This is a genomic window from Kitasatospora sp. NPDC032757 (genome assembly GCF_055579305.1).
The window spans coordinates 18,564-44,314 of sequence record NZ_JBVINN010000002.1 but is presented as its reverse complement, the minus strand read 5'-3'; the positions used below and the strand labels follow the sequence as shown (position 1 = coordinate 44,314).

General features: G+C 75.6%; 23 protein-coding genes and 1 tRNA gene. 13 read left to right on the top strand and 11 right to left on the bottom strand.

Going from position 1 to position 25,751, the window contains the following annotated elements; translation table 11 throughout:
- Window positions 1–208 precede the first annotated feature (208 nt).
- The 3 genes from ACZ5WK_RS03315 to ACZ5WK_RS03305 all read left to right on the top strand — a co-directional run bounded on the left by ACZ5WK_RS03315 (window position 209) and on the right by ACZ5WK_RS03305 (window position 3,227).
- Entirely contained in the window at window positions 209–1,432 is a 1,224-nt protein-coding gene (locus ACZ5WK_RS03315) for a M48 family metalloprotease (protein ID WP_465544448.1), read from the top strand.
- A gap of 84 nt (window positions 1,433–1,516) precedes the next feature.
- Window positions 1,517–1,939 (top strand): MarR family winged helix-turn-helix transcriptional regulator, encoded by a 423-nt coding sequence (locus tag ACZ5WK_RS03310; RefSeq protein WP_465544446.1) that lies wholly within the window; start codon window positions 1,517–1,519, stop codon window positions 1,937–1,939.
- A gap of 184 nt (window positions 1,940–2,123) precedes the next feature.
- Window positions 2,124–3,227, top strand: coding sequence for a PP2C family protein-serine/threonine phosphatase (locus tag ACZ5WK_RS03305; protein ID WP_465544444.1), 1,104 nt, complete (start codon window positions 2,124–2,126; stop codon window positions 3,225–3,227).
- 24 nt (window positions 3,228–3,251) lie between these two features.
- Here ACZ5WK_RS03305 and ACZ5WK_RS03300 read toward each other — a convergent pair whose 3' ends face one another.
- On the bottom strand, window positions 3,252–4,658 hold the full coding sequence (locus ACZ5WK_RS03300) for an ABC transporter substrate-binding protein (RefSeq protein ID WP_465544442.1): 1,407 nt from the start codon (window positions 4,656–4,658) through the stop codon (window positions 3,252–3,254).
- Window positions 4,649–5,281, bottom strand: coding sequence for an MTB12 C-terminal domain-containing protein (locus tag ACZ5WK_RS03295; protein WP_465544440.1), 633 nt, complete (start codon window positions 5,279–5,281; stop codon window positions 4,649–4,651). The genes ACZ5WK_RS03300 and ACZ5WK_RS03295 overlap by 10 nt, the downstream gene beginning before the upstream one ends.
- A 169-nt stretch (window positions 5,282–5,450) precedes the next feature.
- Here ACZ5WK_RS03295 and ACZ5WK_RS03290 point away from each other — a divergent pair, with 169 nt between their 5' ends.
- Genes ACZ5WK_RS03290 through ACZ5WK_RS03270 form a run of 5 tightly spaced genes read left to right on the top strand, consistent with a single transcriptional unit; the run spans window position 5,451 to window position 9,918 of the window.
- Window positions 5,451–6,257: a hypothetical protein gene (locus tag ACZ5WK_RS03290; protein ID WP_465544438.1), complete on the top strand. Its 807-nt coding sequence runs from the start codon at window positions 5,451–5,453 to the stop codon at window positions 6,255–6,257.
- 9 nt (window positions 6,258–6,266) lie between these two features.
- Window positions 6,267–8,270, top strand: a complete 2,004-nt coding sequence (locus tag ACZ5WK_RS03285) for a branched-chain amino acid ABC transporter permease (protein WP_465544436.1) — start codon at window positions 6,267–6,269, stop codon at window positions 8,268–8,270.
- Window positions 8,267–9,049 carry an ABC transporter ATP-binding protein gene (locus tag ACZ5WK_RS03280; protein WP_465544434.1) on the top strand — a complete coding sequence of 261 codons (783 nt, stop codon included), beginning with the start codon at window positions 8,267–8,269 and terminating at the stop codon, window positions 9,047–9,049. The genes ACZ5WK_RS03285 and ACZ5WK_RS03280 overlap by 4 nt, the downstream gene beginning before the upstream one ends.
- The gene (locus ACZ5WK_RS03275) at window positions 9,046–9,717 is read left to right on the top strand and encodes an ABC transporter ATP-binding protein (protein ID WP_465544432.1); all 672 of its coding nucleotides are present in this window, start codon (window positions 9,046–9,048) and stop codon (window positions 9,715–9,717) included. Before ACZ5WK_RS03280 ends, ACZ5WK_RS03275 begins: the two co-directional genes overlap by 4 nt.
- A gap of 57 nt (window positions 9,718–9,774) precedes the next feature.
- Window positions 9,775–9,918, top strand: coding sequence for a hypothetical protein (locus ACZ5WK_RS03270; protein ID WP_465544430.1), 144 nt, complete (start codon window positions 9,775–9,777; stop codon window positions 9,916–9,918).
- Window positions 9,919–9,922: 4 nt separating this feature from the next.
- Here ACZ5WK_RS03270 and ACZ5WK_RS03265 read toward each other — a convergent pair whose 3' ends face one another.
- From ACZ5WK_RS03265 to ACZ5WK_RS03240, 6 genes are all read right to left on the bottom strand, one after another.
- A complete protein-coding gene (locus ACZ5WK_RS03265; RefSeq protein ID WP_465544428.1) occupies window positions 9,923–10,708 on the bottom strand; it encodes an SDR family NAD(P)-dependent oxidoreductase in 786 nt (261 codons plus the stop codon).
- Window positions 10,709–10,876: 168 nt separating this feature from the next.
- A complete protein-coding gene (locus ACZ5WK_RS03260; protein WP_465544425.1) occupies window positions 10,877–11,566 on the bottom strand; it encodes a response regulator in 690 nt (229 codons plus the stop codon).
- Window positions 11,556–12,860 carry a sensor histidine kinase gene (locus tag ACZ5WK_RS03255; protein ID WP_465545207.1) on the bottom strand — a complete coding sequence of 435 codons (1,305 nt, stop codon included), beginning with the start codon at window positions 12,858–12,860 and terminating at the stop codon, window positions 11,556–11,558. The genes ACZ5WK_RS03260 and ACZ5WK_RS03255 overlap by 11 nt, the downstream gene beginning before the upstream one ends.
- Window positions 12,861–12,939: 79 nt before the next feature.
- On the bottom strand, window positions 12,940–13,719 hold the full coding sequence (locus tag ACZ5WK_RS03250) for an ABC transporter permease (protein ID WP_465544423.1): 780 nt from the start codon (window positions 13,717–13,719) through the stop codon (window positions 12,940–12,942).
- Entirely contained in the window at window positions 13,716–14,654 is a 939-nt protein-coding gene (locus tag ACZ5WK_RS03245; RefSeq protein ID WP_465544421.1) for an ABC transporter ATP-binding protein, read from the bottom strand. Before ACZ5WK_RS03245 ends, ACZ5WK_RS03250 begins: the two co-directional genes overlap by 4 nt.
- Window positions 14,655–14,795: 141 nt before the next feature.
- Window positions 14,796–15,725, bottom strand: coding sequence for an NADP-dependent oxidoreductase (locus ACZ5WK_RS03240; protein WP_465544419.1), 930 nt, complete (start codon window positions 15,723–15,725; stop codon window positions 14,796–14,798).
- Window positions 15,726–15,879: 154 nt separating this feature from the next.
- On the opposite strand from ACZ5WK_RS03240, the gene ACZ5WK_RS03235 reads away from it, so the two are divergent.
- Both ACZ5WK_RS03235 and ACZ5WK_RS03230 read left to right on the top strand, forming a co-directional pair.
- The gene (locus ACZ5WK_RS03235; protein WP_465544417.1) at window positions 15,880–17,220 is read left to right on the top strand and encodes a helix-turn-helix transcriptional regulator; all 1,341 of its coding nucleotides are present in this window, start codon (window positions 15,880–15,882) and stop codon (window positions 17,218–17,220) included.
- A 98-nt stretch (window positions 17,221–17,318) separates the two neighbouring features.
- Window positions 17,319–17,762, top strand: coding sequence for a protein-tyrosine phosphatase family protein (locus tag ACZ5WK_RS03230; RefSeq protein WP_465544416.1), 444 nt, complete (start codon window positions 17,319–17,321; stop codon window positions 17,760–17,762).
- 31 nt (window positions 17,763–17,793) lie between these two features.
- Here ACZ5WK_RS03230 and ACZ5WK_RS03225 read toward each other — a convergent pair whose 3' ends face one another.
- Window positions 17,794–18,522 (bottom strand): hypothetical protein, encoded by a 729-nt coding sequence (locus tag ACZ5WK_RS03225; protein ID WP_465544414.1) that lies wholly within the window; start codon window positions 18,520–18,522, stop codon window positions 17,794–17,796.
- 118 nt (window positions 18,523–18,640) lie between these two features.
- The gene (locus ACZ5WK_RS03220; protein WP_465544412.1) at window positions 18,641–19,930 is read right to left on the bottom strand and encodes an MFS transporter; all 1,290 of its coding nucleotides are present in this window, start codon (window positions 19,928–19,930) and stop codon (window positions 18,641–18,643) included.
- A 91-nt stretch (window positions 19,931–20,021) separates the two neighbouring features.
- On the opposite strand from ACZ5WK_RS03220, the gene ACZ5WK_RS03215 reads away from it, so the two are divergent.
- Together ACZ5WK_RS03215 and ACZ5WK_RS03210 are read left to right on the top strand one after the other, a co-directional pair.
- A complete protein-coding gene (locus ACZ5WK_RS03215; protein ID WP_465544410.1) occupies window positions 20,022–21,014 on the top strand; it encodes an ArsR/SmtB family transcription factor in 993 nt (330 codons plus the stop codon).
- Between the two features lie 284 nt (window positions 21,015–21,298).
- Complete coding sequence (locus tag ACZ5WK_RS03210) at window positions 21,299–21,820, top strand: GNAT family N-acetyltransferase (RefSeq protein ID WP_465544408.1); 522 nt, start codon at window positions 21,299–21,301, stop codon at window positions 21,818–21,820.
- 114 nt (window positions 21,821–21,934) lie between these two features.
- Here ACZ5WK_RS03210 and ACZ5WK_RS03205 read toward each other — a convergent pair.
- Window positions 21,935–22,006, bottom strand: a tRNA-Glu gene (locus ACZ5WK_RS03205).
- A gap of 423 nt (window positions 22,007–22,429) precedes the next feature.
- Between ACZ5WK_RS03205 and ACZ5WK_RS03200 the strand changes: the two genes are divergently transcribed.
- The gene (locus tag ACZ5WK_RS03200; protein ID WP_465544406.1) at window positions 22,430–25,423 is read left to right on the top strand and encodes a hypothetical protein; all 2,994 of its coding nucleotides are present in this window, start codon (window positions 22,430–22,432) and stop codon (window positions 25,421–25,423) included.
- The last annotated feature ends 328 nt before the right edge of the window (window positions 25,424–25,751 follow it).

Here is a 25,751-nt window from a genome sequence, read left to right as displayed (position 1 = left end):
CCAAGAGCGGTCAGCCTACGCCACTCCCCCGCGCCTCCTCCGCCCCGCCTCCACACCGTGTTCGGCGAGCAGCACGAGGCACGGCGGTCCTGCGCGCGGGAGGGCCCGCCCGCTCCGCCACCGGGGCGGCGGAGCGGGCGGGCGGCTGACAGAATTCAGAGGACAGATGACGGACGACAGATGACAGCAAACGGATGACGGCCCACAGATGACAGATTCCGTCAGCCCGCCCCCGGGCACCCCGGCACCCGCCCCCGAGCCCCACGACGCCCCCGGCCCCGCCGCCGACTTCACCGACGCCGAGCTCACCCGCGGCCGCACCCTCCGGCGTGCACAGCTGCCGTGGGCACTGGGCGGGCGCCTGGCGGGCCTGGCGCTGACGCTCGCCCTGGGGCTGACGCCCGCCGGGGCGGGGCTGGTGACGGCGGCGGGCGGCTGGTTCGGCGGCTCGCGGACGGCGGAGGTCCTGGCCGGGGCGGCCGCGCTGGTCGTGCTCGGGCAGGTGGCGCAGCTGCCGTTCGGCGCGGGCGTCCGCTCGGCGCGTGCCCGGTACGGGCTGGTGACCCAGGGCTGGGCCGGCTGGGCGGTGGACGCGCTGCGCGGGTCGGCGCTCGCCCTGGCGCTGACGCTCCCCGTGGCGCTCGGGCTGTTCGCGCTCACCGCCTGGTCGCCGGAGCGCTGGTGGCTCCCGGCGGCGGCCGCAGCCGCGCTGCTCACGGCGGCGCTCTCGTTCCTGTACCCGCTGCTGGTGGAGCCGGTGTTCAACCGCTTCACCCCGATGCCGCCCGGCCCGCTGCGCACAGCGCTGCTGGCACTGGCCGAACGGGACGGCGTCCGGGTGCGGGACGTCCTGGTGGCGGACGCGTCGCGGCGGACGACGGCGCTGAACGCGTACGTGTCCGGCCTGGGCGCGACGCGCCGGATCGTCGCGTACGACACGCTGCTGTCGACCGCCGAGCCGCGCGAGGTGGAGCTGGTGGTGGCGCACGAGCTGGGGCACGTCAAGCACCGGGACGTGCTGACCGGCACGCTGCTGGGGGCGGCGGGAGCGGCGGCGGTGGTCGTCCTGCTCGGCCGGTTGGCCGCCTGGGGACCGCTGCTGTCGGCGGCCGGGGCCGCGGACGCGGCCGATCCGCGCGCTCTGCCGTTGCTGGTCGCCTGCGCGGCGCTGCTGGGCGCGCTGTCCGGCCCGGTGCAGTGCGCGGCGAGCCGCCGGATCGAGGCCCGGGCGGACCGGCACGCACTCGAACTCACCTCCGACGCCGAGCAGTTCGTCGCGATGCAGCGCAGACTGGCCTTGGCCAACGTGTCCGACGTCGACCCGCCGCGGATGCTTGAGCTACTGTTCGCCACTCACCCGAGCGCGACGCGCCGGATCGCGGCCGCCCGCGCCTGGCAGGCCTCGGCACCCGACGGGAGCCGGGCCGGCTGAGCGGGGCGGCGCCGGGCAGGACTGCGCCGCCTACCATAAAATCGTTGTATAGTGCAACAAAATTCCCGAGGAGGTAGGTACGCCGTGCCCGGTCGTGAGACGTCGATCGACACCATCCAGCGCGAGCTGACCGCCTTCGCCCGGCGGGCCCGCCACAAGGCCAGCCAGCTGCACCCGGACCTCTCCCTGGTCACCTACAGCATCCTCGACCTGATCAACGAGCGCGGCGGCTGCCGGGCCGCGGACGTCGCGATGCACTTCATGCTGGACAAGTCCACCGTCAGCCGTCAGGTCACCGCGCTGGAGAAGCTCGGCCTGCTGCGCCGCGAGGCCGACCCGGACGACCAGCGCGGCCAGATCCTGCGCGCCACCGAGGCCGGCCTCACCCTATTGCGCGAGGCCAACGAACAGCGCCGGGCCTCCTTCACCGCCCGCTTCACCGACTGGTCAGACCAGGACGTGGCGCGCTTCGCCGACTACCTCGCCCGCTACGGCGCCCAGGACTGAGCCGCCCGCGGGGGACCGAGCCCCGGGACTGAGCCGCCCGCCCGGGCGCCGTTCCGCGCGGACGGCCCACCCACGGCCCGGGGTGCGGCGCACCGCCCGGACGGTGTACAGAGGAGAGGTGCCACTTCGGCAGCGTCCCCGTGACCGCCGCCGGTCGTGGCGGCCCGGCCGCCGCGCTCTGACGGTGCTGTCGCTCGCGCTGATCGTGGCGATCACCGTGGTCGACATCGTCGCCCCGCCCGAGATCCACCTGGGCCCGCTGCTGATCGTCGCCCCCGCGATCACCGCCTCCTTCGCGGGGGCCCGGGCCACCACCGCCGTCGCCCTGATCGCCCTCGCCGCACTGACCGTCATCGGCCTCCTGCGCGACGGCATCGACACCGCCAACCACGAGACCCAGCTCGGCGCGCAGATCGCCGTCTCGGCGCTGATCATCGGCCTACGGGTGCTGCGCGACCGGCACGAACGGGAGCTGGCCCAGGTCCGCTCGGTCTCCGAGGCGGCCCAGCGGGTCCTGCTGCGCCCGCTGCCCGACCGGATCGGGCCGCTCCACCTCGCCTCCGTCTACCTGGCCGCCGAGGCCGAGGCACAGGTCGGCGGGGACCTCTACGCGGCGGCCCGCACCGCCACCGGCACCCGGCTGCTGGTCGGCGACGTCCGCGGCAAGGGCCTCTCCTCGCTCGGCGACGCGGCCCTGCTGCTGGGCGCGTTCCGGGCCGCCGCCCACCTCCACGCCGAGCTCCCCGACCTCGCCACCTACCTGGACGGCAGCGTCTGCTGGGACCTCGCCCAGCTCGGCGAGCAGAACCGCCTGCGCCGGGCGGTGGCGGGCGCCGTCCCCGACCCGGCCCGGGACGGCCCGGCCGCGGACGACGCCGGCGAGTCGTTCATCACCGCCGTCATCCTGGACATCCCGGACGACGGCTCCGTGCTGCGCCTGATCGACTGCGGCCACCCGCCCCCGCTGCTGCTGCACGCCGACGGCATCACCGCCCTCAGCGCCCGCCACCCCGCTCCCCCGCTCGGGCTCGGCGAGCTGGCCCCGACCAGGTACGAGGTGGAGGTGTTCCCCTTCCTCCCCGGCGACCGCCTGCTGATCTACACCGACGGCGTGATCGAGGCCCGCGACGCCGCACGCCGGTTCTACCCGCTCACCGAGCGTGTCACCGCCTGGCGCGCCGACCGCCCGGCCGCCCTGCTGAACCACCTGCGCCGCGACCTGCTCCACCACGTCGGCGGCCGGCTGGACGACGACGCGGCGATCGTCCTGGCGGAGCGGCTCACCTGAGAGCCGACCCGTCCCACGGGCGCGTCACGGCCGGTACGGCAGCTGCGGCACCTCGAAGCAGTCGGTGGTCATCGACGCCACCTGGGTGACCCAGCCGCCCTTCCCGCCCTGCGCCGCGTCCTGCCAGCGGGCCGCGTTCAGGCAGGCCCGGGTCGGCCCGGACGGCGGCGGCTGCGGCACGAAGGAGGCGGGCAGGATCAACCCGTGCGCGTCGTACGGCTCGGAGCGGTTCATGAACCGCTCGACGCAGGCCCGGGTGACGTCCGCGCCGCAGGAGTCCATCGCGTCGGTGAGCCACTGCGCTCCCGCCCACCCCTCCAGCTCCCAGGCCGAGAGCAGCGGCTCCCGGTCGGGGTAGTACCGGGCCATCGCGGTGCGGAACTCCTGCACCGCCGGGTAGCCCACGTCCTCGTAGTTGAGGCTGGACGAGGTCGCCCAGAGCGCGTTACGGCAACCGGGTGACGACCGGTAGTCGGTACGGACGGTCTCGGACCAGTTCTGGACGTTGGTCACCTTCGCCGCGACCTTCACCCCCGAGTCGTCCAGCGCCCGGCAGAGCGCCGCGTTGCCGCGCGTGTCCATGGCGTCGAAGAGGAGCTGCGAGCCGTCGGCGCGGACGGCGGCGGCCACCGCCTGGAAGTTCGGCAGCGCGAAGTCGACCGTCTGCACCAGGACGCGGTAGCCCTCCGCCTCCAGGCCGGTCTTCAGCTGCGCGGCGTAGCGGGCCGAGTCGGCCTGGTTGTAGGCGACCACGGCGGCGCTCCCGGCGCCCAGCCGCTCCTTGAAGAACCGGAACACCTCCGTGCTCTGGTAGAGCGTCCCGTTCCAGCCGACGGCGTGGCCGTCGCGCGGCGCGCTGCTGCCGTAGATGCCGTAGAGGTGCGGCCAGCGGTCGTACGCCGTGCCGACCGGCTGACCGCCGATGTCCGGCACGCCCTTGCCGCTCACGTACCCGGCACCGGCGTAGTCCAGCACGCTGCCGGAGACGAAGGCGAAGACGTGTTCCTGGTCGATCAGCCGGTGCACGCAGTCCTGGTTGCCGATGCCGCTGCCGCCGTCGTCGCAGGTGACCAGCCTGACGGTGCGCCCGTGCAGGCCCCCGCGGTCGTTCAGGGCCTGGACGAAGGCCTGCGCGCCGTAGCGCGGGCCGGCGAACACCTCGCTGCCGACCGGGCTGGTCAGCGAGGTGACGATGCCGATCCTGATCTCGGCGGCGGTGACGCCGGTGTCGGAGGCCGGGTTGCCGACCGGCGTCGTGCCCCCGCCCGGGGTGGGGCGGGGGCCGAACGCGCTCTCCGGCAGCCGGGTGCCGCAGGCGGTGGCGAGCAGGACGAGCGGCAGCACGAGGAGCGACGCCAGGGCGCGGCGCGCGGGCCGCCGGCGGGTGGGTCCGTCGGCGGCCCGGCGGGACGGCGAGCCCGTCAGCTGCATCCGGGGATCGGCGTGCCGCTCGCGCCGCCGGCCTGGGTCAGCAGGCCGCACAGGGTGGAGCGGGAGACCTTCCAGGTGCCGTTCTCCAGCACGGCCTGGCCGGTGGCGCTCGGTTCGACCACGGTGCCCTGGAGGGAGAGCTCGTAGGTGACGGTGGCGCCGGTCGGCGAGGTGAACGTCACGTCCGTCACCTTGGCCTTCACCTGGCCGACCCGCGGGTCCTGGGAGAAGCCCTGGAGGACGGGGAGCAGCGCGTCACCGTTCTGGAGCAGGCTCGCCTTCTCCGGGATCGGGGTGCTGGGGTCGAAGAACTTCTCCCAGTTGGCGGTGACCTGGTTCTTTGCGGTCGCCTGGTCCGCGGGCGCGGTGGCACCGGCGCTCGCGCTGGCACTCGCACTCGCGCTCGCACTGAGCGACGCCGAGGCCGACGCCAGCGCCGACTCCAACGCGGACACCGACGCGGACGCCGAGCCCGAGGCCGTGGAGCCGGACGTGCTGCTGCTGCACGCGGCCACCGTGCCCGCCAGCAGCAGCGCGAGCAGCACGCTCGCCGACCGCAGGACGGGGCCGCCGCCCCGACTCGTGCCGCGGGTGTCGCGGGTGCCGCTCTGCCTCACGTGCATGGTGTTCCTCTCGACTGCGGCGATCGCCGCGCGGGCACCGTCTGCCCGTCTGCCCCGGCCGCGCGAGCCGCGCGACCCGGATGCGCCGCGCGGCCCGCTCTGCCGGTGTCCGGATGCTGTTCCAGGCCGATCCTGGAAATGTCGCAGGTGACACCATGAAGGCGGATCCATGGACGAATCGCAATCCGGGGGCGAAAGCACCCGCACCGCCGGGACGGGGCCGGTCGCCCGCCACGGCGCCGGGCCGCGGCACCCCGCGGCGCGGGCGGTGCGGACGGTCCGGGACGCGCGCGAGTGGACCGGCTGGATCATCGCGGCCGCCGGGGCCGCCCTCTGCGTGCTCGGCTGGTACGGCGTCTCCGGCGAGCGCTTCGCCGAGCAGCAGATCCCCTACCTGGCCTCGTCCACCATCCCGGGCGCGGCGCTGATCGTGGCGGGCATCGTCCTGGTCGCCCTGCGCTCGGCCGGCCGCTCCCCGGGGTCCGACGACCACGCCGCCGACCTGACCGGCCGACGGGTCGCGCGGCTGTACGACCTGCTGGTCGAGCCCGACGGCACCGCGCCGGACGAGACCGAGGCGGGCGACACCGCGCCCGAGGACACCGCGCGCAGCCGGGCCGCGCCGGGCGAAGCCGCGGGCGCCGTCGGCACCGTCGGGAGCGGCGCCGCCGCGGTGGCCGTCACCGCGGGCACGCTCTACCACCGGCCGGACTGCCCGCTGGTGGCCGGCAAGTCCCACGCCGAGCCGGTGGACGCCGCCGCCGTCCGGGCGCGCGGGCTCACCCCGTGCCGACTCTGCGAACCGGATGCGCCCGGCGTGCCCGATACGCCCGACGTGCCCGGTGAGCCCGACATACCCGACGAGCCCGGTGAGCCCGATGCCCCCGGCGGACCCGGTGCCCCCGGCGGACCCGATGCGCCCGGCGGGCGGGCCGGCCCCACCCGTCCGGGCGACGCCGCCCCGCCGGCCGGCTGAGGCGGTCCCGTGCCGGACGTCCCCGCCCTCGACTCCCTCGCCCTCACCGTCGACCTCGCGCTCGCCGGCCTCACCGTGGGCAGCGCCGCCGCGCTCAGCGGCATCGGCCTGGTCGTCTGCCACCGCGCCACCGGCGTGCTCAACCTCGCCCAGGGCGCCCAGGCCATGCTCGTCGCCTACCTGGTGCGCGACCTGGTCGTGGTGCGGCACTGGCCGGTCTGGCCGGCCGTCGCGTGCTGCCTGCTGCTGGTCGCACCCGCGCTGGGGGTGCTGCTGGACGTCCTGGTGTACCGGCCGTTGCAGCGGCGCGGGGCCGGAACGGCCGAGACCATGGTGGCCGGGCTCGGCGTGTTCGTCCTGCTGATCGGCGTGGTGGTACTGGTCTGGGGCACGGCCCCGGTGAGCGGCGCGCCGTCCCCGTTCGGCGGCACCCCGATCGGGCTGCCCGGCGGGCACACCCTGCGCCCGGACGCCGTGGCGCAGCTCGCCGCCATCCTGGTGCTCGCCGTGACGGTGGCCGCGGTCACCCGGTTCACCCGGTTCGGCCTCCAGGTGCGCGCCGTCGTGGACGACCGGCGGCTCGCCCGGCTGGCCGGGGTGGACGCCGACCGGGTCTCGGCGGCGGGCTGGGCGTTCGGCTCGTTCACCGCGGGCCTGGTCGGCGTCGCCCTGGCGCCCTACCTGCTGCTCGACCCGTACGGGCTGCCGCTGCTGGTGATGGAGACCCTGGCGGTCGCCGTCGCGGCCCGGCTGCGCAGCATCCCGGTGGCGGTGGCGACCGGCCTCGGCCTCGGGATCGCCCAGTCCGAGCTGACCAGACTGCAGCCGTCCGGCCGGCTGCTGCCGCTGGTGCAGGCGGTGCAGGCCAACCTGTTCGTCGTGGCGCTGCTCGCCACCGCACTGCTGGCCGGCCCCGCGATCGCCGGCGAGCGCGGCGACCGCACCCCGTTGACCGGCGTGCCGCCGACCGCCCGGTGGACGGGCCGACGGGGAGCGACCGGCGGCGGGCGGGCGGCCGGGGCGGTCTGCCTGGTTCTCCTCCTGCTGCCGCTCGGCTTCCGCGACGGCGACCTGCGCAGCGCCCTGCTCGTGCCCGCGCTGGCCCTGGTGCTGCTCTCCGTCGTGGTGGTGACCGGGTACGGCGGGCAGATCTCGCTCGGCCAGGCCGGGTACGCGGGGCTGGGCGCGCTCGGGACGGCGCTGCTGATGTCGGGGCGGATCCCGGGCCTGCCGCCGCTGCCCGCCGTGCCCGCGCTGCTGTTCGCCGTGCTGGCGACGGCTCCGCTCGGGCTGCTCACCGGGTGGCCCGCGATCCGGCGGCGGGGCCCGGCCCTGGCCCTGGTCACCTTCGCGGTCGGGACGGCGATGAGCCGCTTCGTCTTCCAGCAGCCGTACGCGACCACCGGGCTGACCCTGGACCGGCCCGCCTTCCTGACCGGCGACCGGGCCTTCTACCTGGCCGAGCTGCTGCTGCTCGCGCTCGGCCTGCTGGTGGTGCACGGGCTGCACCGCGGGCGGCCGGGCCGGGCGCTGACGGCGATGCGCGACCACGAGGCGGGTGCGGTGGCCGCGGGCGTGAACGTGCCCGGGCTGAAGCTGTTCGCGTTCGTCGTGGGGGCGGCGCTGGCCGCGCTCGGCGGCGGGCTGATGGGGCTCGCCGGGCGGGCCTTCGACCCGGCGTCGTTCGACCCGGTGCTCGGGCTGCTCTGGTTCGCCGCCGTGGTGGTGGCCGGCGCGGACAGCGCCCTCGGGGCGGTGCTGGCCGCCGCGCTGCTGATCGGCCTGGACGCGGGCACGGTGACCGGGGTGTCGGCGGTCGCTGTCGGTGTGCTGGCGGCGGCGATCGGCCGGCTGCCCGGCGGCCTCGCGGGCCTGGCCGACCGGCTGCCGCGCCGCCGCCCGGTGCCGCCGCCCCCGGCGCTCCCACCGGTCCGCCTCACCGCGGCGGGGCTCCGGGCCCGTGCCCTGATCGCCGCCCGGCGGGCCGCAGGCTCCGCGGAGGTGCCGCCGTGAGCCGGCAGAGCACCGACGTCCACCGGGCGGGCACCGGCCCGGTCCGGCTGACCGCGCGGGGCGTGGTGCGCCGCTACGGCGGGATCGAGGCCGTCGCCGGGGTGGACCTGACCGCGCCGGCGGGGCGGGTCACCGCGCTGATCGGGCCGAACGGCGCCGGGAAGAGCACCCTGTTCGACTGCCTGGCCGGGACGGTCCGCCCGGACGCCGGGCGGGTGGTCCTCGGCGGCCGGGACGTCACCCGGGTGCCCGCGCACGCCCGGGTCCGGCTCGGGCTGGCCAGGACGTTCCAGCAGATCGCCGTCTTCCCGACCCTCACGGTGGCGGACAACGTCCGGATCGGCGCCGAGCAGCGACGCGGCCGCCGCCCGGACGCCGGCGCGGTGGATGCCGCGACCGCCCGGGCCCTCGCCCTGTTCGGCCTGCAGGGCGTCGCGGCGCAGCCGGCCGGCGACCAGCCCACCGGGGTGCTGCGCCTGGTGGAGCTGGCCCGCGCACTGGCGGGCGGTCCGCACGTCCTGCTGCTGGACGAGCCGGCCGCCGGTCTGGACACCGCGCAGACCGCCCGGCTGGTCTCCGTCCTGCGCGGTCTGGCCGACCGGGGCACGGCGCTGCTGCTGGTCGAGCACGATCCCGACCTGGTCCGTGAACTCGCCGACCGCGTCTACGTGATGGCGGGCGGCCGGGTGGTGGCGCGCGGCCCGGTGGCCGACGTCCTGGACGACCCGCGGGTGGCCCGGGCCTGGGGCGGCGCCGCCGCGGGGACGGGGCGGCTGTGACCGTCGAGGCCGCCCTGCACGCCGCCCGGGTCCGCTACGGCCCGTTGGAGGCCCTGCACGGTGTGGACCTCGCCTTCCCCGCCGGCGCGGTCACCGTCCTGCTCGGCCGCAACGGCTCCGGGCGGACCACTGCGCTGCACGCCCTGGCCGGCCTGGTCCCGCTGGCCGCCGGGCGGGTGACCTGGCAGGGCCGGGACGTCACGGCGCTGGGCGTGCACCGGCGGGTGCGGCTGGGGCTGGCGCTGGTGCCGGCCGAGCGGGCGGTGTTCGCCTCGCTCACGGTGGCCGAGCACCTGGAGCTGGGCGGTTCCTCCGCCGGGGAGGCACTCGCGCTCTTCCCCGAGCTGTCCGCCCTGCTACCCCGCCGGGCCGCGGCACTCTCCGGCGGTCAGCAGCAACTGGTCGCCGTGGCCCGGGCGTTGGCCACGCGACCGCGCCTGCTCCTGCTGGACGAGCCGGACCGGGGCCTCGCGCCCGCGGTCGCGGCCCGGCTGCACGCGCACCTGCTCGCCACCGCCGGGGCCGAGGGCCGGGCGGTGGTACTGACCGCGCGGTCGCTCCCCCACGGCCTGGCCGGGGCGGCCGTCGTCCACGTGCTGCACCGGGGCGAGGTCGCCTTCTCCGGGGAGCCCGCCGAGTTGAGAGAGCGTCCGGCCGGAGCCCGGTGATCACCGAGCCGGAACCGCACACCCGGCCGGGCCGCCGACCTGCTCGCCGAGGGCGCCGTGCCCGCCGCGAGCCCGCTCGTCGTGCTCCGCGTCCGCGACCGGGCCGCCGCCCGCGCCGTCCTCGACACCGCGGAACGGGCCCTCGCGGCCGGGCGCGGCCCGGGCGGCGGCGCGGCCCTGCCCGGTGTACCGGGCGGCTGACGGCCTACTGCGCCAGGTAACCGCCGTCCACCGGGAGGACCACGCCGGTGACGAAGGAGGCGTCGTCGGAGGCCAGGAAGAGCACGGCGGCGGCCACCTCGGCCGGGGCGCCGAGCCGGCCCATCGGGTGGAGCTTCTCGATCGCGGCGAGGTACTCGGGGCCGCCAGGCTCGTCCTGGAGACGGCGGACGCGCTCGGTGGTGATGGTTCCGGGGGCCACCGCGTTGACCCGGATGCCCCGGTCGGCCCACTCGACGGCGAGGTGCTTGGTCAGGCCGGACGCGACGAACTTGGCGGGCCCGTAGACGGCCTGGCCGCGCTGGCCGGCCTCGCCGGAGATGGACGAGACGCAGACGATCGCGCCACCCCGCCCACGGGGCGCCGCCATCGCCTCCACCGCGTACTTGCAGGTGAGGAACATGCCGCGGCCGTCGACGGCCATCACCTGGTCCCAGTCCTCGGCGCTCGCCTCGGTGATCTCCATCAGCGGGATCACGCCCGCGTTGGCCACCAGGACGTCCAGACGGCCGTGCCGGTCGACGGCTGCGGCGACCATCCGGCGGGCGTCGTCGTCCCGGGAGACGTCGCCGACCACCGTGCTGACGGCCTCCGGGAGTTGCCCCGCCAGCCGTCGCAGGCCGTCCGCGTCCACGTCGGTCGCGACGACCGACGCGCCCTCCCGGGCGAAGCGTTCGGCCACCGCGCGGCCGATGCCGCTGGCCGCGCCCGTCACCACGCACACCTTGCCGGTCAGCCGGCCCCCGTACGAGAAGTCGCTCACATCGGTCATGGCACCGGACTCTACCGACGCTGCGTCAGAATGCCGGGCAGCCAAGGGCTCCGGCGTTCGCGGCCGGCCGCCCCGGCGTCCGCGGGGCGCGCCCGGCGGCGAGGGCACCACTCAACGGCCGCGTCCGGTCGATCGATCGCACCCACGGCGGGATCGGCCGGACAGGAGCTAACCCAGGATGCGCCGCTCGTACGCCTGGGCCACCGCCGCCGCCCGGTCGGCCGCGCCCAGCTTGGCGTAGATGTGGGTGAGATGGGTCTTCACCGTGGCCTCGCTGACGAAGAGCACCCGGGCGATCTCCCGGTTCGAGGTGCCCTTGGCCACCAGGGCCAGCACCTCGCGCTCGCGCGTCGACAGCGGGGTGTCCGCCCCGGTCTGCTCCCGGCCGCGGACCGTCTCGCCGCGGACGGCCTCGCCGCGGGCCGCCGGGGTGCGCACCGCGGCGACCAGCCGGGAGGCGACCGCCGGGGAGAGCACGGTGCGCCCCTCGGCCGCGGCCCGCACCGCGGTGAACAGTTCGTCGCGCGGCGCGTCCTTCAGCAGGTAGCCGGTGGCGCCCGCCTCGATGGCGGGCAGGGTGTCGGCGTCCGTGTCGTACGTGGTGAGGACGAGGACGCGGGCCCGTGCGCCCAGGCGGGTGAGCTCGGTGATCGCCTCGACCCCGCCGCCGCCCGCCATCCGCAGGTCCATCAGGACGACGTCGGGGTCGAGGGCGGCGACGCAGGCCACGGCCTCGGGGCCGCTCGATGCCTCGCCCAGCACCCGGAACCCGGGGTCGGCGGCGAACATGCCGCGCAGGCCGTCGCGGACAACGGGGTGGTCGTCGACGAGGAGCAGGGTGATCACGTCAGCGCTCATGGCGCACCAACGGTACGCGAGCCGAGATCGCCGTCCCGAAGCCGGGTTCGGACTCGACGGTGACCGAGCCGGCGATGCGTTCGGCCCGGGCCCGCATGCCGGCCAGGCCGAAGCCGCCGGTACCGGCGCGCGCGGAGGCGGCCGGCAGGGCGAGCGGGTCGAAGCCCCGGCCGTCGTCCCGGACGTCCAGGACGACCTCGTCGTCGATGAAGGACAGGGTGAGGCCGAGGCGGGTCGCCCGGGCGTGCCGGGCGGCGTTGGCGAGCGCCTCCTGGGCGATCCGCAGCAGCGTGGCGGCGATCTCGCCGTGCAGCGCCTCCACCGTGCCGGTGACGGTGAACTCGGCCCGTATGCCGGTCCGTTCGCGCCAGTCGGCGACCGTCTTGCGCAGCGCCCCGGGCAGCGTGTCGTGCTCCAGCGCCGCCGGCGAGAGGTTACGGACGGAACGCCGGGCCTCGCCGAGGCTGAGCCGGGCGAGGTCGGCGGCGCGGTCCAGGTGCTCGCGGGCCGCCGCCGGGTCGGGGGTGGTGGCGCCGGCCTGGAGCTGCGTGACGATCCCGGCCAGGCCCTGCGCGATCGTGTCGTGGATCTCGGCGGCCATCCGGGTGCGCTCGTCGGCGACCCCGGCCTCCCGGGCCTGGACCAGCAGTTGGGCGTGCAGGGCGGCGTTCTCCGCCAGCGCCTGTTCGAGCGCGGCGTTGGCGCGGGCCAGCTCCTCGATCGTGTCGGCCTGGATCCGGGCCCGCTCGGCCTCCTGCGAGGCGATCCGGCTGACCACGACCAGCAGTGCCAGGTGGACGGTGAACACTCCGGCGAAGGCGATCCGGCCCACCGTCCCGTGCGGCGGGAGCCCGCCGGACTGGGCGCCGGCCAGGACCACCGCGGTGGCGACCAGGCCGGCCCAGCGCAGCCGCTGCGGCAGCAGCCGTTCCGCGTCGAAGTAGCCGGCGGCCGCGTAGGTCGAGAAGAACGGGTTCTGCCAGGCGAGCCCGAAGGCGAGCGCCCAGCGGACCGCGTAGTAGCCGGCGCTCCGGGCCGACGGACCGGGGCGGTCCCGCGCCACCACCGCCCACCAGCCCTGCAGCGCGAACGCCGCGGCGGCCAGCGCCCCGGCGACCGCCCACCGCCAGCGGTCCATGCCGAGCACCCGGGACGTCACCAGCGAGACGACGAGGCCGGCGCCGAGCAGGACGAACGGGCCCCAGCGGTGGAAGGCCACCCATCGCCGCTCCACGGCCGTGAACGCCGCCGCGGCGCTCTCCGCACCCGTCCTCGCCGGGCCGTCGCCGGCCACGCCGGTCTCCCTTGCCACCGCACCCACCGCCCCGCCCGCTGCCCCGCCCGCGATGATCACCGGCCCAGTCTGCACGAGGCTATTCCCAGCGGAACCAGCGGGCGGCGGCCGCCGAGAGCGCCACCGTCCACAGCGCGAGCACGCCCAGGTGGTCCCAGCCCGGCCAGCCGCCCGCCGACGCCCGGCCGAGCGCCTGGGCGGCGGCGCCGAACGGCGTGAGGCCGACGATCCGGGCGAGCACGTCCGGCATCGCCTGGACCGGCAGCCAGACGCCCGCGCAGAACATCATCGGGAAGTAGACCGCCGAACCGATCCCGGAGGCGATCTTCGAGGTGCGGGAGAGCGCCGACACCAGCGCGCCCAGCGCCAGCGCGGCCAGGGTCGCCGGTACCAGGGCGAGCAGGTAGCCGAGCGGCCCGCGCGGCAGCGGCACGTCGAAGGCGATCCGGCCTACCGCCAACGACAGGACGGCGGAGAGCAGCGCGGCCGCGCCGTGCAGGACCGCCTGCGCCCGGAGCAGCGCGCCGGCACGCACCGGGGTGGTCGACATCCGGCGCAGGATGCCGCGTTCCCGGTAGCCGGTGACGACCGGCGCCATGGCCTGGAGCCCGGCGGTGAGCATCGCGATCAGCACCGACACCGGCGCGTACGCGTCGACGAAGCGGATGCCGCCGAGCGATGCGTCGGGGGTGCGGAAGGCCGGGATCGAGCCGAGGATCACCAGCAGCAGGGTGGGGAAGGCCAGGATCCAGAAGACGCCGGCCGGCTCGCGCAGGAAGAGGCGGGCCTCGGCCCGCAGGACGGCGGCGCCCGGGCCGCGCCGTCCGCGGGTACCGGTCCCGATGGCTGCGGCGGTCATGACGAGGCTCCGGTGAGGTCGAGGAACGCGTCGTCCAGGGTGGCGTCGGTGACGCGCAGTTGGTGGGCGGTGATGCGGTTCCGGGCGAGCAGGGTGAGGACGGCAGCGACGGTCTCGTCGGTGCCGGCCAGGGTGAGGCGGCCGTCCTTGGTGGCGACGGAGACGAGCCCCGGCAGCGCGGCGAGATCGGGCCCGGCCAGCGGCGCGGAGGGCGTGAACGAGATGACGGTCGCCCCGGCGGCCCGGCCGGCCAGGCCGCCCGGGGTGTCGAGCGCGACGACCCGGCCCCGGTCCAGGACGGCGATCCGGTCGCAGAGCCGCTGCGCCTCCTCCATGAAGTGGGTGACCAGGAGGACGGTGACCCCGCCCGCCCGGACCGACTCGATGAGGTCCCAGGTGGCGCGGCGGGCGCGCGGGTCGAGCCCGGTGGTCAGCTCGTCGAGGACGACGACGCGCGGCCGGCCGATCAGCGCCAGCGCGATGAACAGCCGCTGCTGCTGCCCGCCGCTGAGGTCCGTGAACCGGGCCGACAGCCGGTCGGTGAGGCTCAGGCGCTCCGCCAGCTGCCGCCAGTCGGCGGGGTCCGGATAGCAGGCGGCGTACAGCTCCAGCGCCTCGCGCACGGTCAGCCTGGGCTGGAGTTCGCTCGACTGGAGCTGGACGCCGAGGACGCGGGTGGTGGCGGCGCGGTCCGCACGCGGGTCGAGCCCGGCGACCCGCACGGCACCGCCGTCGGGGGCGCGCAGCCCGGCGACGCACTCCACCAGGGTGGTCTTGCCGGCGCCGTTGGGGCCGAGGATGCCGAAGATCTCGCCCTCGGCGACGGAGAAGGAGACACCGTCGACCACGGTGCGGCCCGCGTAGGACTTCTGAAGGCCGGTCACCTCGATGACGTGGCCCGGTGCGGGCGTTGCTGGACTGCCGGGAGGTTTCATGGGTCCAGCGTCGCGGCCGGCGGGGCCGGGCGGCATCCGCCGATCCGCTCGGCCCCGCGCGCCCGCATCAACCGATCGGCTGATGGGGGCGCCCGCCCGGTCGCCCCCCCGGGGTGGTGCGCCGCAGCCTCGACCGCAGCCTCAGCCGACCGCGAGGACGATCTTGCCCCGCAGGTGCCCGCGCTCGCTCTCCTGCTGCGCCTGCGCCGCCTCCGCCAGCGGGAACACCCGGTGCAGCGGCAGCCGCAGGGTGCCCGCCTCGTGCAGCGCGACGGCGCCGGCCAGCGCCGGGCCGTGGTACTCGACCGCCTCCGTGCCCCCGCTGAACCGCACCCCGTACGTGGCCGCACCCTCCCAGTCGGCGATGGTCAGCACGTGCTCGGCGCCGCCCACCAGCTCGATCGAGAACGGCAGGACGCCGCCCTGCCCGGCCGCGTCCAGCACCTTGTCCACGCCCTCCGGGGCGACGGCCCGCACCCGCTCGGCCAGCCCGTCCCCGTACGCCACCGGTATCGCGCCCAGCTCGCGCAGGTGCGCGTGGTTGGCCTCGCTCGCGGTGCCGATCACCCGGATCCCGCGCGAGCGGGCGAACTGCAGCAGCACCGTGCCGACGCCGCCGGCCGCGCCGTGCACCAGCAGCGTCTGGCCGCTCTTGACGCCCAGCAGGTCCAGCGAGCGCCAGGCCGTCTCGGCCGCCACCGGGATCGCCGCGGCCTCCTCCCAGCTCAGCGTGGCCGGCTTGCGGACCAGCTTGCCGGCCTCCCCCAGCGCGTGTTCGGCGTACCCGCCGCCGAGGATCAGGCCGAACACCTCGTCACCGGCCTGCCATGCGGTCACGCCCTCGCCGACCGCCTCCACGACGCCCGCCACCTCGGAGCCGGTGACGTGCGGGAGCGTCAGCGGGAAGAGCTGGGTCAGCGCGCCGTTGCGCAGCTTGTGGTCGAGCGGGTTGACGCCCGCGGTGCGGACGGCGATCCGCACCTGGCCCGGGCCGGGGGCGGGCAGGTCGATCTCGATCGGGCGCAGCACGTCCGCGCCGCCGTACTCGGAGAAGCCGATGGCCTTGGTCATGGAAATCCCACCGTTCCTGGTGTCTCGGGAGGTTCGTCGTGGTGACGGGTCCAGCCTGGCGGGCCGGCGGCCGATCACCGGCCCGCCGTTCGGCCGGTTCGACCTGTCCGAACGGCCAGGCGGCCGGCCGGCCGGCCCAACTAGGCTGGACGGCATGGTGGAACACGTGCACGACAGCGGGGAGCCGTCCGGGGCCCGGCCGTGGGAGCGGCCCGAGGACGCGCTGGCGCGGGCCGTCGAGGTGCTGCGCACCCCCCGGCCGGCCATCCTGCCGCGGCTCTCCGAGATCCTCGCCGACCTCGTCGCGCACACCGCGATCGCCCAGCTCAGCGGCGTCTGCACGTACTCCCCCACCAACGCCTTCGGCGCCGCCGACCTGGCCGGGGGGATCACCAGCCTGGAGCTGGCCCGGCTCGCGGAGGCGGTGGAGCCCGGCCACCCGTGGCAGGGCGAGGCGGTGCTCGCGGGCCGGCTCCGGTCGGCCGTGGCGGTCGCCTCGGCGCCGGCCGGCAGCAACGGCGCCCTGCTGGTGCTGGTCCGGGAGAGCGCCGGCCCGCTGCCCGCGCAGCCGCTCGCCGTCCTCCAGCAGCTGTGGGAGCTGGTCACCACCCACTCCCACCACCGCGCCACCGACGCCGCCCCCGTGCACGCGGCCGCCTCCCGCGCCTCGGCCGGCGCCCGGGCCCGGGCGATCGCCGAACTGAGCGGCGCCCACGCCTCCGCCCTCACCGCGATCCTCGCCCCGCTGCGCTCCGCCGCCCTGGACGACGCCACCGCCCGCCGCAGCGCCACCGAACTCGCCGTCGACGCCCTGCTCGGCCTGCGCGCGGGCGCCGACCTCGACCGAGAGCTGAGCGAGGAGCCCGCCGCCACCGCGTTCGCCCGGCTCGCCGACGAGCTGCGCCCCCTGCTGCGGCACAGCCCCGTCCGGCTGGACCTGCTGCCCCCGGCGGCGGGTGACCGTTCCGTCCCCGCCGACACCGCGCACACCGCCCGGGCCGCCGTCCGCTCCACCGTGCTCACCATGCTGGAGCAGGACAACCTGACGCGCCTGCACGTGAGTTGGCAGTTCGTGGCGGACACCGTCCGGGCCGTGGTCCGCGACGACGGCCCCGGCCTGCTGGCCTCCGACGCGCTCGCCGTCCACCGCACCACCGACCGGATCGCGGCCCTGGCCGGCCACCTGACCGTCGACGCCGTCCCCGGCTGGGGCACCACCGTCACCGTGGACCTGCCGCTGAACGTGTCCGCCGCGCCCGCCGCCACGGACCCTCTGGAGGGGCTCCAGCCGCGGGAGTTGGAGGTCCTCGACCAGCTCGCCCAGGGCCGCCGCAACCGGGAGATCGCCCTGACCCTGCACATCAGCGAGTCCACGGTGAAGTTCCATGTGGCCAACATCCTGGCCAAGTTGGGCGTCGCCTCACGCGGCGAGGCCGCCGCCCTGGCCCACCGCGCCGGCATGCCCGCCTCGACGGCGCTGTACGCGGCTTCCTAGACACCCGCAGGGGTGGTTTCACGACGTGCGCACGCCGTGAAACCACCCCCGGACCGACCGGCCGGGCTCCGTCGGCATCCGCGGCGTAGGCTCGGCCCATGACCGCCTCCGCCGCCTCCGAGCTCTGGGAACCGACCACCCCCGGCGTGCTGCACCTGCCGTCCGGTCGGCTGGTGCGGGGGCGCGGCCTGCTCCGGCCGGTGCCGCCGGGCCCCCGACCCGACGTCGGCTTCTACCTGTTGGGCCGTCGGCCCGCGGCCTTCCCCTGGGAGACCAGGTGGCTCCGCTGGCCGGACTTCCGGCTGCCCGCCGACCGCGCCGAGGCCGCCGAGGCGCTGCGCGAGGCCTGGGAGCGGTCCGCCGCTGAGCGGGTCGAGCTGGCCTGCGCCGGAGGCCGCGGCCGGACCGGCACGGCGCTCGCCTGCCTGGCCGTCCTGGACGGGGTGCCGGCCGGCGAGGCGGTGGCGTACGTACGGGAGCACTACGACCGGCACGCGGTGGAGACGCCGTGGCAGCGGCGGTTCGTGGGGCGGTTCGGGTAACGGCCCGCGTTCACGGACAGGCCCGGGGCGGCTACCGGGCAGACGCGGCGGCCAGGACGTGGTCCACGTCGACCAGGGCGGCCCACCAGGTGGACATGTCGTCCTCGGGGTCGTCGGGCTGCGGGGTGCGCCAGCTCGTGGCCGCGTGCAGGACGGCGTGGTCACCCGGTTCGAAGGGCGGGAGGGTCCAGGACAGGCCGCGGTGACCGTCCACGGACTCGACGCCCCAGGTGAGGCGGGGCGAGCGGCGGTGGACGTCGTCGAGGTGGGCGGCCCAGCGGCGGGGCAGGGAGTCCCCGGCCTCCGCGCGGGCACAGATGTCCTCCTCGTCGGAGCCGCCGAGGGTGAGGACGGTGCCGGCCCTCTCCAGGCCGAGGGCGGCCACGGCCTGCCCGCCCTCGTAACCGCTCTCGACACCGGCGGGCACGTCGCGGAAGACCGCGGACAGCCGGACGCGGTCGAGCGCCGCCCGGGCGTCGATGCGCCAGACCGCGCCCCAGCAGGCGTCGACCGGGAGTGTGAACTCGGTCGGGTCGGCCTCGAACGGGCAGAGCAGAAGCTCCAGTTCGGCCGAAGCAAGCTCCCAGTGGTACACCAGCGCACCGCCCGGCAGCCGCTCCACGCGCTGCGGCCGCCCCGCCACCTGTTGCCCGTCGACGGCCGCGTGGAACTCCAGCAGGCCCACCGGTGTCCCCACCGAGGGCGCCACGGGCACGATCGGTCCGGGTGAGCGGGGAACGGAGGGCAGCAGACCGGGCATGCCGGCAGCCTACGCACACCGCCGGGTGGGGACCACGGCACCCGCCCTGCGCAGAAGTCGGCCGGTCCGACTTCCTGCGCAGGGCAGCGCGCGGGCCGCGGGTACGGACATCGGTGGCTCAGAGGCCCGGCAGCTCGCGCAGCCTGCGCAGGGGCGAGAAGCAGACCGGCACCCAGACGAGGGCGAGGCCCACGGCGCCCGCCCAGAGGGCGGCCCGGGTGGAGAGCAGTTCGCCGAGCAGCCCGGCCAGTGCCGCCCCGGCGGCCATGGAGCCGGTGAGGACGAAGCGCATGGTGGCGTTCATCCGGCCGAGCAGTCGGTCGGGGGTGACGCTCTGGCGATAACTGACCTTGAGGACGTTGTCGATGCCGACCTTGAAGGTGGTGACCAGCCAGCCGCCGCCGGCGAGCCAGAGCGCCGGGCCGCGGTCGACCAGCGCCACCGTGATGCCGAGCGGTGCGACCGCCAGGCCCATCGACCAGAGCACCCGCCCGGCGCCGAGGCGGCGGGCCAGCGGGCGGGCCGCCAGCGAGCCGAGGAAGACGCCTGTCCCGCCGGCGGCGAAGAACAGGCCGATCGCGGCGTCGGGGAGCCGGAGTTCACGGACGAACAGGACGGGGAGCACGGTCTGGCAGAGCTGGATGGACAGGTTGGTGCAGCCACCCGCCAGGGCGACGGCCCGCAGCGAAGGGTGCCCGAAGACGAAGCGCAGGCCCTCCCGGACCTCCCCGGCCAGCCGCCGGCGATCCGCGCCCACGGGCTCCGACGCCGGCTCCGGCTCCGGTCGGCGCAGCCGCAGCAAGCAGGCCGCCGACCAGAGGTAGCTGACGGCGTCGACGGCGAGCGCGAGGGGCGCGGAGACCAGTGCCACCAGGAAGCCGCCGACACCCCGGCCCCCGACCTGGGTCGCGGCGTCGACCGTCACGAGATACGAGTTGGCCCGGGCGAGACGGTCCCGGCCGACCAGGTCCGGCAGGTGGCTCAATGCGGCGACGTCGAAGAAGACCGTGGCCGCGCCCGTGAGCAGGGCCACGAGGCAGAGCTGTCCGAGGGTGAGCGCGCCGAACGCCCAGGCGACCGGAACCGAGGCGAGGAGCACCGCCCGGACGAGATCGGCGGCCACCATGACGGGCCGCCTGCGCAGCCGGTCGACCCAGGCCCCGGCGGGCAGGCCGATCAGCACGAACGCCAGCGTGCTCATCGTCGCCAGCAGGCCGACCTGCCCGGCGGAGCTGTCCAGTGCCACCACGGCGACCAGCGGGAGAGCGAGCTGCCCGAGCGCACTGCCGAGTTTGCTCACCCCCGTCGCGCCGAGGAGCAGGCGGAAGTCGGGGTCGTGGAGGAGCGCGCGGCCGGTCGCGGGCCGGGCCGCGGGCGGGCGGCCGGTGCCGAGGTGAGTCGTGGTCATGGAGTGAGCCTGGCGCCGCCCTCGGACCCGGGCCATGGATTTAGGCTGTACTGAAAGGCGAGGTGGCCGGAGCGAGTGACGGGGATGCGCAGTGCTGGAGTTGGAGTTCACCGCCCGCGATCTGGCGCGGACCAGGTTCGCCCTGTCCCCGCTGTGGGAGGTCGTCGCCAGTGTCCGGATCCTCAGGAACCCGGACGAGCACCGTCTGTACCGGCCCTGGAGCGACCGGGTCCGCCCGCGGCTGGCCGCCGCCGGGCTGGACCGGAGCCTGCTCGCCGATCTCGTCCCGGACCCGCCCCGGGCGATCCCGATCTTCGTCGCGCCCCCGCCCGCAACTCCGCTGTCCGACCTGAAGGTCGAGCTGGCCGTACTCCGGGCGACCCCGGCCGAGCGGGTCCGCTCCGGTCTCGGCGGGAAGCGGGCGCCGCGCTCCGCCCGCATCGATGCGCTGCTCGAAGACCCCCATCGCGGCCTGGCGGAGCTCGCCGAACTCGTCGAGGAATACTGGGAGATCGCGCTCGCTCCGTACTGGCCGCGGATGCGGTCGCTGCTGGAGGGCGACATCCTCCACCGGGCCAGGCTGCTGGCCGAGGGCGGCGCCGACCGGCTGCTCAACGACCTCGACCCGGCCGTCGCCTGGGACAGCGACACGCTGCGCATCCGGCACCGTTTCCCGGGCGGCTCCCGACGACTCGGCGGGCACGGCCTGCTGCTCGTGCCGTCGGTGTTCGCCTGGCCGCGCGTCTTCTCCGTGACCGCCCCCGCCTGGCAGCCCACCCTGCGGTACCCGCCGCGCGGTATCGCCACCCTGTGGGAACGGCGCACGGCGGTGGCCCGACCCCTCGCTGCGGTGATCGGCCGGACAAGGGCGCACCTGCTGGCCGAGCTCGACCTCCCCGCCTCCACCACCGACCTCGCCGGGCGCACCGGCATCACGGCGGGCGGGATCTCCCAGCATCTGACCGCCCTGCGCACCGCCGGCCTGGTCGATGCCCACCGGACCGGCCGGTACGTCCTCTACACCCGCACCGAGGCCGCCGAGGTGCTGCTCGCCGCTGCGGAGCGGGGCGAGCGGGAGGGGTAGGGGTAGGGAGGGCAGGGATAGGGAGACGGCCGGCAGCAGGAAGCCGCGAGCGGGCTGCCGAGGGGCCTCGGAAAATCAGGAGAGTTCTCTCTCCCGCCCTGCTACGGTCGTGCCGTCCGTGTTCGACCAGGATGCCGAGAGAGACGGGGAAGGTGAGATTGTGGCCGCGGTGATGACCGCTGCGCCTGTGCCGCGCAGCGCCCGGACGACCGTTCTCATCTCCCGGGCCCTGGTCTGACCGTACTTTCGCGTGGTCCCGGGGCCCTTCACCCAAGGGTTTCACCATGTCTTCTTCCGCTTCGTCCTCCTGGCTCACCCGCACCGAGACCAGCGCGGACATCCCCACCGTCCACGCCCTCACCCTCGCCGCCTTCGGCCGTCCGATGGAGGCCGACGTCCTCGCCGCCCTTCGCGTCGACGAGGGCTGGATCGACGGCCTGTCCGTCGTCGCCACCGACCCCGCCGGCACCCCCGTCGGCCACGTCGTCCTGACCCGGGCGTTCATCGGTGACGTCCCGGCCCTCGCCATGGGCCCGGTCTCCGTGCACCCGGAGCACCAGCGTTCCGGCGCCGGTTCGGCCGCCGTCATCGCCGCGCTCGATGCCGCCCGCGCCATGGGCGAGCGCTTCGTCATCCTCCTCGGGCACCCGACCTACTACCCGCGGTTCGGCTTCGTCCGTGCCTCCGCCCACGGCGTGGAGCTCACCATCGACGCGCCCGACGAGGCGTGGATGGCCCTCAGCCTGAACGAGGGTGACCCCCTGCCGTCCGGTGTGGCCCGCTGGGCAGCGGCGTTCGGGATCTGACAGCCGGCCCGGGCCGGTCGGCCACCGCCCGCCAAAGCCAGAGCCACAGCCAGAGCCACCGGCCCGGAAAACAGACAGGGGCGGAAGTCGAAAACGACTTCCGCCCCTGCGAGTTGGAGCGCCGGGCCCGAATCGAACGAACCCCTCCCACTGAAAGTGGGCGTGCTACCGCTGCACCACCGACGCCTGACCGGCCGGGCTTCCGATCACTTCCGCGATCTTGTCCCGCCGACATGGAAGAACTTATCAGCGGGTGATCAGAAGACGAAATCCGGCCCTGCCGACGGGCCGGACGCAAAACGTCCCTGACCTCGGCGGTCATCGACGCTCCGGCCCGCCGACCGCAAGGGTGGCACCCGCGCCCCTTCGACCGCTCCCGATGACTGCCGGCCAGGGCACGATCGGCACGCTCCTCCGGCGCGCCTCGCCCGGCCCCGAGCCCCCCGGGGGCCGCCGAACGACCGCGCCGAAATCCCGGCGCGGCCGTTCGTGTCCACCCTCTAGGATCCCGCTCCGGGGGGAGGCCACTGCGCCGGTCGATGCTGCCTTGTCCGCTCCCCCGGCCGCGCTCACCCCGCGCCGCCGATCCGACGACCGGGAGACGACTCGGTGATACACGCTCAACGTCTGGGCCGGGGACTGCTGGCCGGGGCCTCGGCACTCGCGCTGGCCCTGCTGCCGGCGGGCCTCGCACCCACCACGGCCGCCGCCGTCGACGCGACGCCGGTGACACCGGCCGACCTGAACGCCTCACGCAGCTTCAGGGACACCTTCCTGCAGGATCCGGCTCTCGACACCGACCCGCTGTACGGGCTGAACGAACACCTCGACGCCCGGCAGTCGATCCCCCTGGCGCAGCGGCCGATCTCGTACACTCGGGTTTCCGGCCGGTGGGACACCGTGACCCCGCCGACCCCGGACCACGTCCAGGTCAGCCACCCGGACCACCCCAACCGAATGGTCTTCACCCGCGGCCTCTCGGCCGTGATGCTCGGTGCCCCCGCCCTTGCGGACGCAACCGGCCACTACACGGTCTCGACGGTGGTCGACCCGGTCGTCGGCGACACCGGCAGCGCGGACTGGGGCTCGGTCGTGCTCAGCCGCAGCCACCGCGGCACCGGCTACGTCACCGGCAGCGACGTGGACCTCGGGCTGACCGTCAGATCGGACGGCCGGCTGAGCCTCTTCCACGGCGGAGGCGGCGAGACGCCGTTCTGGTCCGGATCGGTCGCGCCCGCGGCCCAGTACGCCGTCTCGCTCACCATCTCGACCGGCGCGGACCGGGCGGTCACCCTGACCGTCAACGGCACACCGTTCACCGTCGCCGCGCCCGCCGGGGTCACCCGGTGGCCGGGCAGCGCCTACCTCTACCTCGGCGCCTACCTCTCCGCCGGGGACCAGGTGACCACCTTCGGTGACGGCGCGGGCCACGGCCTGAGCGTGAGCAAGGTCGACACCAGCGCCACCGCCAGTGCCCGGCCGCTCGTCGACACCTTCGACGGCGCGCCCAACGCGACCGCGGACTTCGGTCTCAACCAGGACCTCAGCGCCCGCCAGCCGAGCCTGATCTCCGGCAACTACACCGCCGTCTCCGGCGTGAAGGGGACGGCCGTCGCTCCGCCGGCGGGCTCCGTGCAGGTGAACAGCCCCGCGCACCCGAACGTGCTGTCGTTCCCGAAGGGCACCGCCGCGGTACGCCTCGACAAGCCCGCCACCGGCGACCTCGACGGCAACTACACGGTGCACGCGGTGCTGACCCCGGCGGCGGGCGGCACGACCGGCGCGGACTGGGCCTCGCTGGCCGTCAGCAACGCGTCCGGCGGTACCGGCGCGGTGGACGCCGAGGACGTGGCGCTCGGCCTGAGGGTGGAGGCCGCCGGCGGGCTGACGCTCTACCAGGGCGGCACGGCGACCGCCCTGCCGGCCGTGAGCCCGGCCACCGGCTCCTACGCGGTGTCGGTCGCCGTGGCGAGCGGCTCGACGCAGCAGGCGACGGTGACGGTGAACGGCGCGACGGTGTTCTCCGGCCGGACCGCCGCCGAGCTGCCGCGCGACGGGTACGTGACCCTGGGCGCGCACCACTCGGCGGCCGGCCGGGTCACGACCGTGGACGACCTGCGGATCTCGATGCTGGGCGGGCTCGGCTACTACGGGTACTACGACATCCGCGACCCGGACGACCCCAACTTCAGCACCAACCACGCGCCCGAGGTGGCGCCGTGGACCAACTTCAACGGCTACCAGCGCGGCAACGACCCCCGGGTCGACTTCCTGGACCAGTGCCTTCCGGCGTCCTGCACCATCGACGTCAACAACGAGGTGGTCAGCCACCGCACGGACGACCCCGACAGGTTCGACCCGAACCCGGACGCCGCGAAGAACATCGCCGACCTCGTGACGCGCATCGGCTCGAACATGGACAAGATCGCCGCCGTCGACCTCACCGACGAGGCCTACTACCGCGGCCTGAGCGCTGCCGAGGTCGAGGCGCAGGCCAACCTGCTCAGGGCCGCCTTCCCGGGCAAACTGCTGATTCTCAGCTACGACGCCCAGCACATCAAGCCCGAGAATCCCGTCCCCTCGAATGTCGACATCGCCGGGTTCGACCACTACTGCGTCGGCCGGAGCGTCCTCCAGAGCGACCTGGCCGGGCTGAAGGGCATCCTCTCCTCACCGGACCAGCACCTGATGCTCTTCCCGGAGTCCCTCTCCGGCCTGGGCGACGACTGCCCGTCCGACGCGACGGTGGCGTCGTCCGCCACCGAGTACCCCGCCCTCGCCGCGCAGGACCCGCGCATCGTCTACCTGCAGAACTTCCGCTGGCTCGGCCCGGACCAGCCGAGCACCATGCCTCTGACCGTCGCCGCCGAACGGGCGACCGGCAACGCGGTCGTCAACGCGGCGCCCACCCGGCCGGCCGCCTCGGCCGGCATCTACCGGCCGTCGGAGGGGACCTTCGCCGAGGCCGCCCACAACGGCGTCTTCCTCGGCTCGTCCGTCCTCGGCGGCGACCACCGGCCCGACGACGTCCCGCTGACCGGGCACTGGAGCGGACCGGGCGTCGACACCATCGGCGTCTACCACCGGGACACCCGGACCTTCGTGCTGTCGGACGACAACGCGACGCCCGGTGTCACCGTGCAGTACGGCAACACCGGCGACGTCCCGCTGGCGGGCGACTGGAGCGGCCAGGGGCGGACGACCATCGGCGTCTACCGCCCGAGCGACCAGACCTTCTACCTGACCGACGACAACGTCAACACCAGGTACCGGATCAAGCTGGGCAACCCGGACTGGAAGCCGCTGGTCGGCGACTGGGACGGCAACGGCACCACCACCGTCGCGGTCTACGACCCCGCGACGCAGAACTTCTACCTCAACGACTCCAACGAGACGGAGAACGTGCGTCCCGCGATCAGGTTCGGCAACCCCGGCGACATCCCGGTCAAGGGCGACTGGGACGGCACCGGCACGGACACCGTCGGCGTCTACCGGCCCGGCAACGGGAGCTTCTACGGGGCCGCCGGAAACAGCAACCTCGTCGTCTACGGCGTGAAGTTCGGCAACTGGGGGGACGTCCCGCTGGTGGGCAACTGGGGCTGACCTTCCGGCGGTCGAGGCGCCCTTCCGGTCGTGGCATGCGGCCGCGACCGGAAAGGGCACCCGGGGAGGGCGGACGCTACCGAGCCGCCCTCTCCCCGGTGCGCCGTGCGGCGTCCACCTCGGCGTCCACCTCGGCGTAGGGCAGGTGGCCCGGAACGCCTCGCACCGCTCCTCGACCGCCACCTCGCCGTGACCATCGATCAACTCCTCGGACGACCGGGCTCCGCCCCGCCCTGAGGGATCGTCCGGCCGAGCGGGCGGGCCCGCCGGAGCCGCGCAGGGGCGGTCCGGGCCACGGCCACGCGGCGCACGCCGCCCCCGGTGGCGG

Bases quoted from the DNA above. Each gene is read 5' to 3' on its own strand.
- ACZ5WK_RS03265 (WP_465544428.1), bottom strand. From the start codon at position 10,708: ATGACCGATGTGAGCGACTTCTCGTACGGGGGCCGGCTGACCGGCAAG.
- ACZ5WK_RS03295 (WP_465544440.1), bottom strand. From the start codon at position 5,281: ATGCACGTGAGGCAGAGCGGCACCCGCGACACCCGCGGCACGAGTCGG.
- ACZ5WK_RS03240 (WP_465544419.1), bottom strand. From the start codon at position 15,725: ATGACCAAGGCCATCGGCTTCTCCGAGTACGGCGGCGCGGACGTGCTG.
- ACZ5WK_RS03210 (WP_465544408.1), top strand. From the start codon at position 21,299: ATGTCTTCTTCCGCTTCGTCCTCCTGGCTCACCCGCACCGAGACCAGC.
- ACZ5WK_RS03290 (WP_465544438.1), top strand. From the start codon at position 5,451: ATGGACGAATCGCAATCCGGGGGCGAAAGCACCCGCACCGCCGGGACG.
- ACZ5WK_RS03300 (WP_465544442.1), bottom strand. From the start codon at position 4,658: ATGCAGCTGACGGGCTCGCCGTCCCGCCGGGCCGCCGACGGACCCACC.
- ACZ5WK_RS03315 (WP_465544448.1), top strand. From the start codon at position 209: ATGACAGATTCCGTCAGCCCGCCCCCGGGCACCCCGGCACCCGCCCCC.
- ACZ5WK_RS03220 (WP_465544412.1), bottom strand. From the start codon at position 19,930: ATGACCACGACTCACCTCGGCACCGGCCGCCCGCCCGCGGCCCGGCCC.
- ACZ5WK_RS03260 (WP_465544425.1), bottom strand. From the start codon at position 11,566: ATGAGCGCTGACGTGATCACCCTGCTCCTCGTCGACGACCACCCCGTT.
- ACZ5WK_RS03230 (WP_465544416.1), top strand. From the start codon at position 17,319: ATGACCGCCTCCGCCGCCTCCGAGCTCTGGGAACCGACCACCCCCGGC.
- ACZ5WK_RS03235 (WP_465544417.1), top strand. From the start codon at position 15,880: ATGGTGGAACACGTGCACGACAGCGGGGAGCCGTCCGGGGCCCGGCCG.
- ACZ5WK_RS03245 (WP_465544421.1), bottom strand. From the start codon at position 14,654: ATGAAACCTCCCGGCAGTCCAGCAACGCCCGCACCGGGCCACGTCATC.
- ACZ5WK_RS03225 (WP_465544414.1), bottom strand. From the start codon at position 18,522: ATGCCCGGTCTGCTGCCCTCCGTTCCCCGCTCACCCGGACCGATCGTG.
- ACZ5WK_RS03250 (WP_465544423.1), bottom strand. From the start codon at position 13,719: ATGACCGCCGCAGCCATCGGGACCGGTACCCGCGGACGGCGCGGCCCG.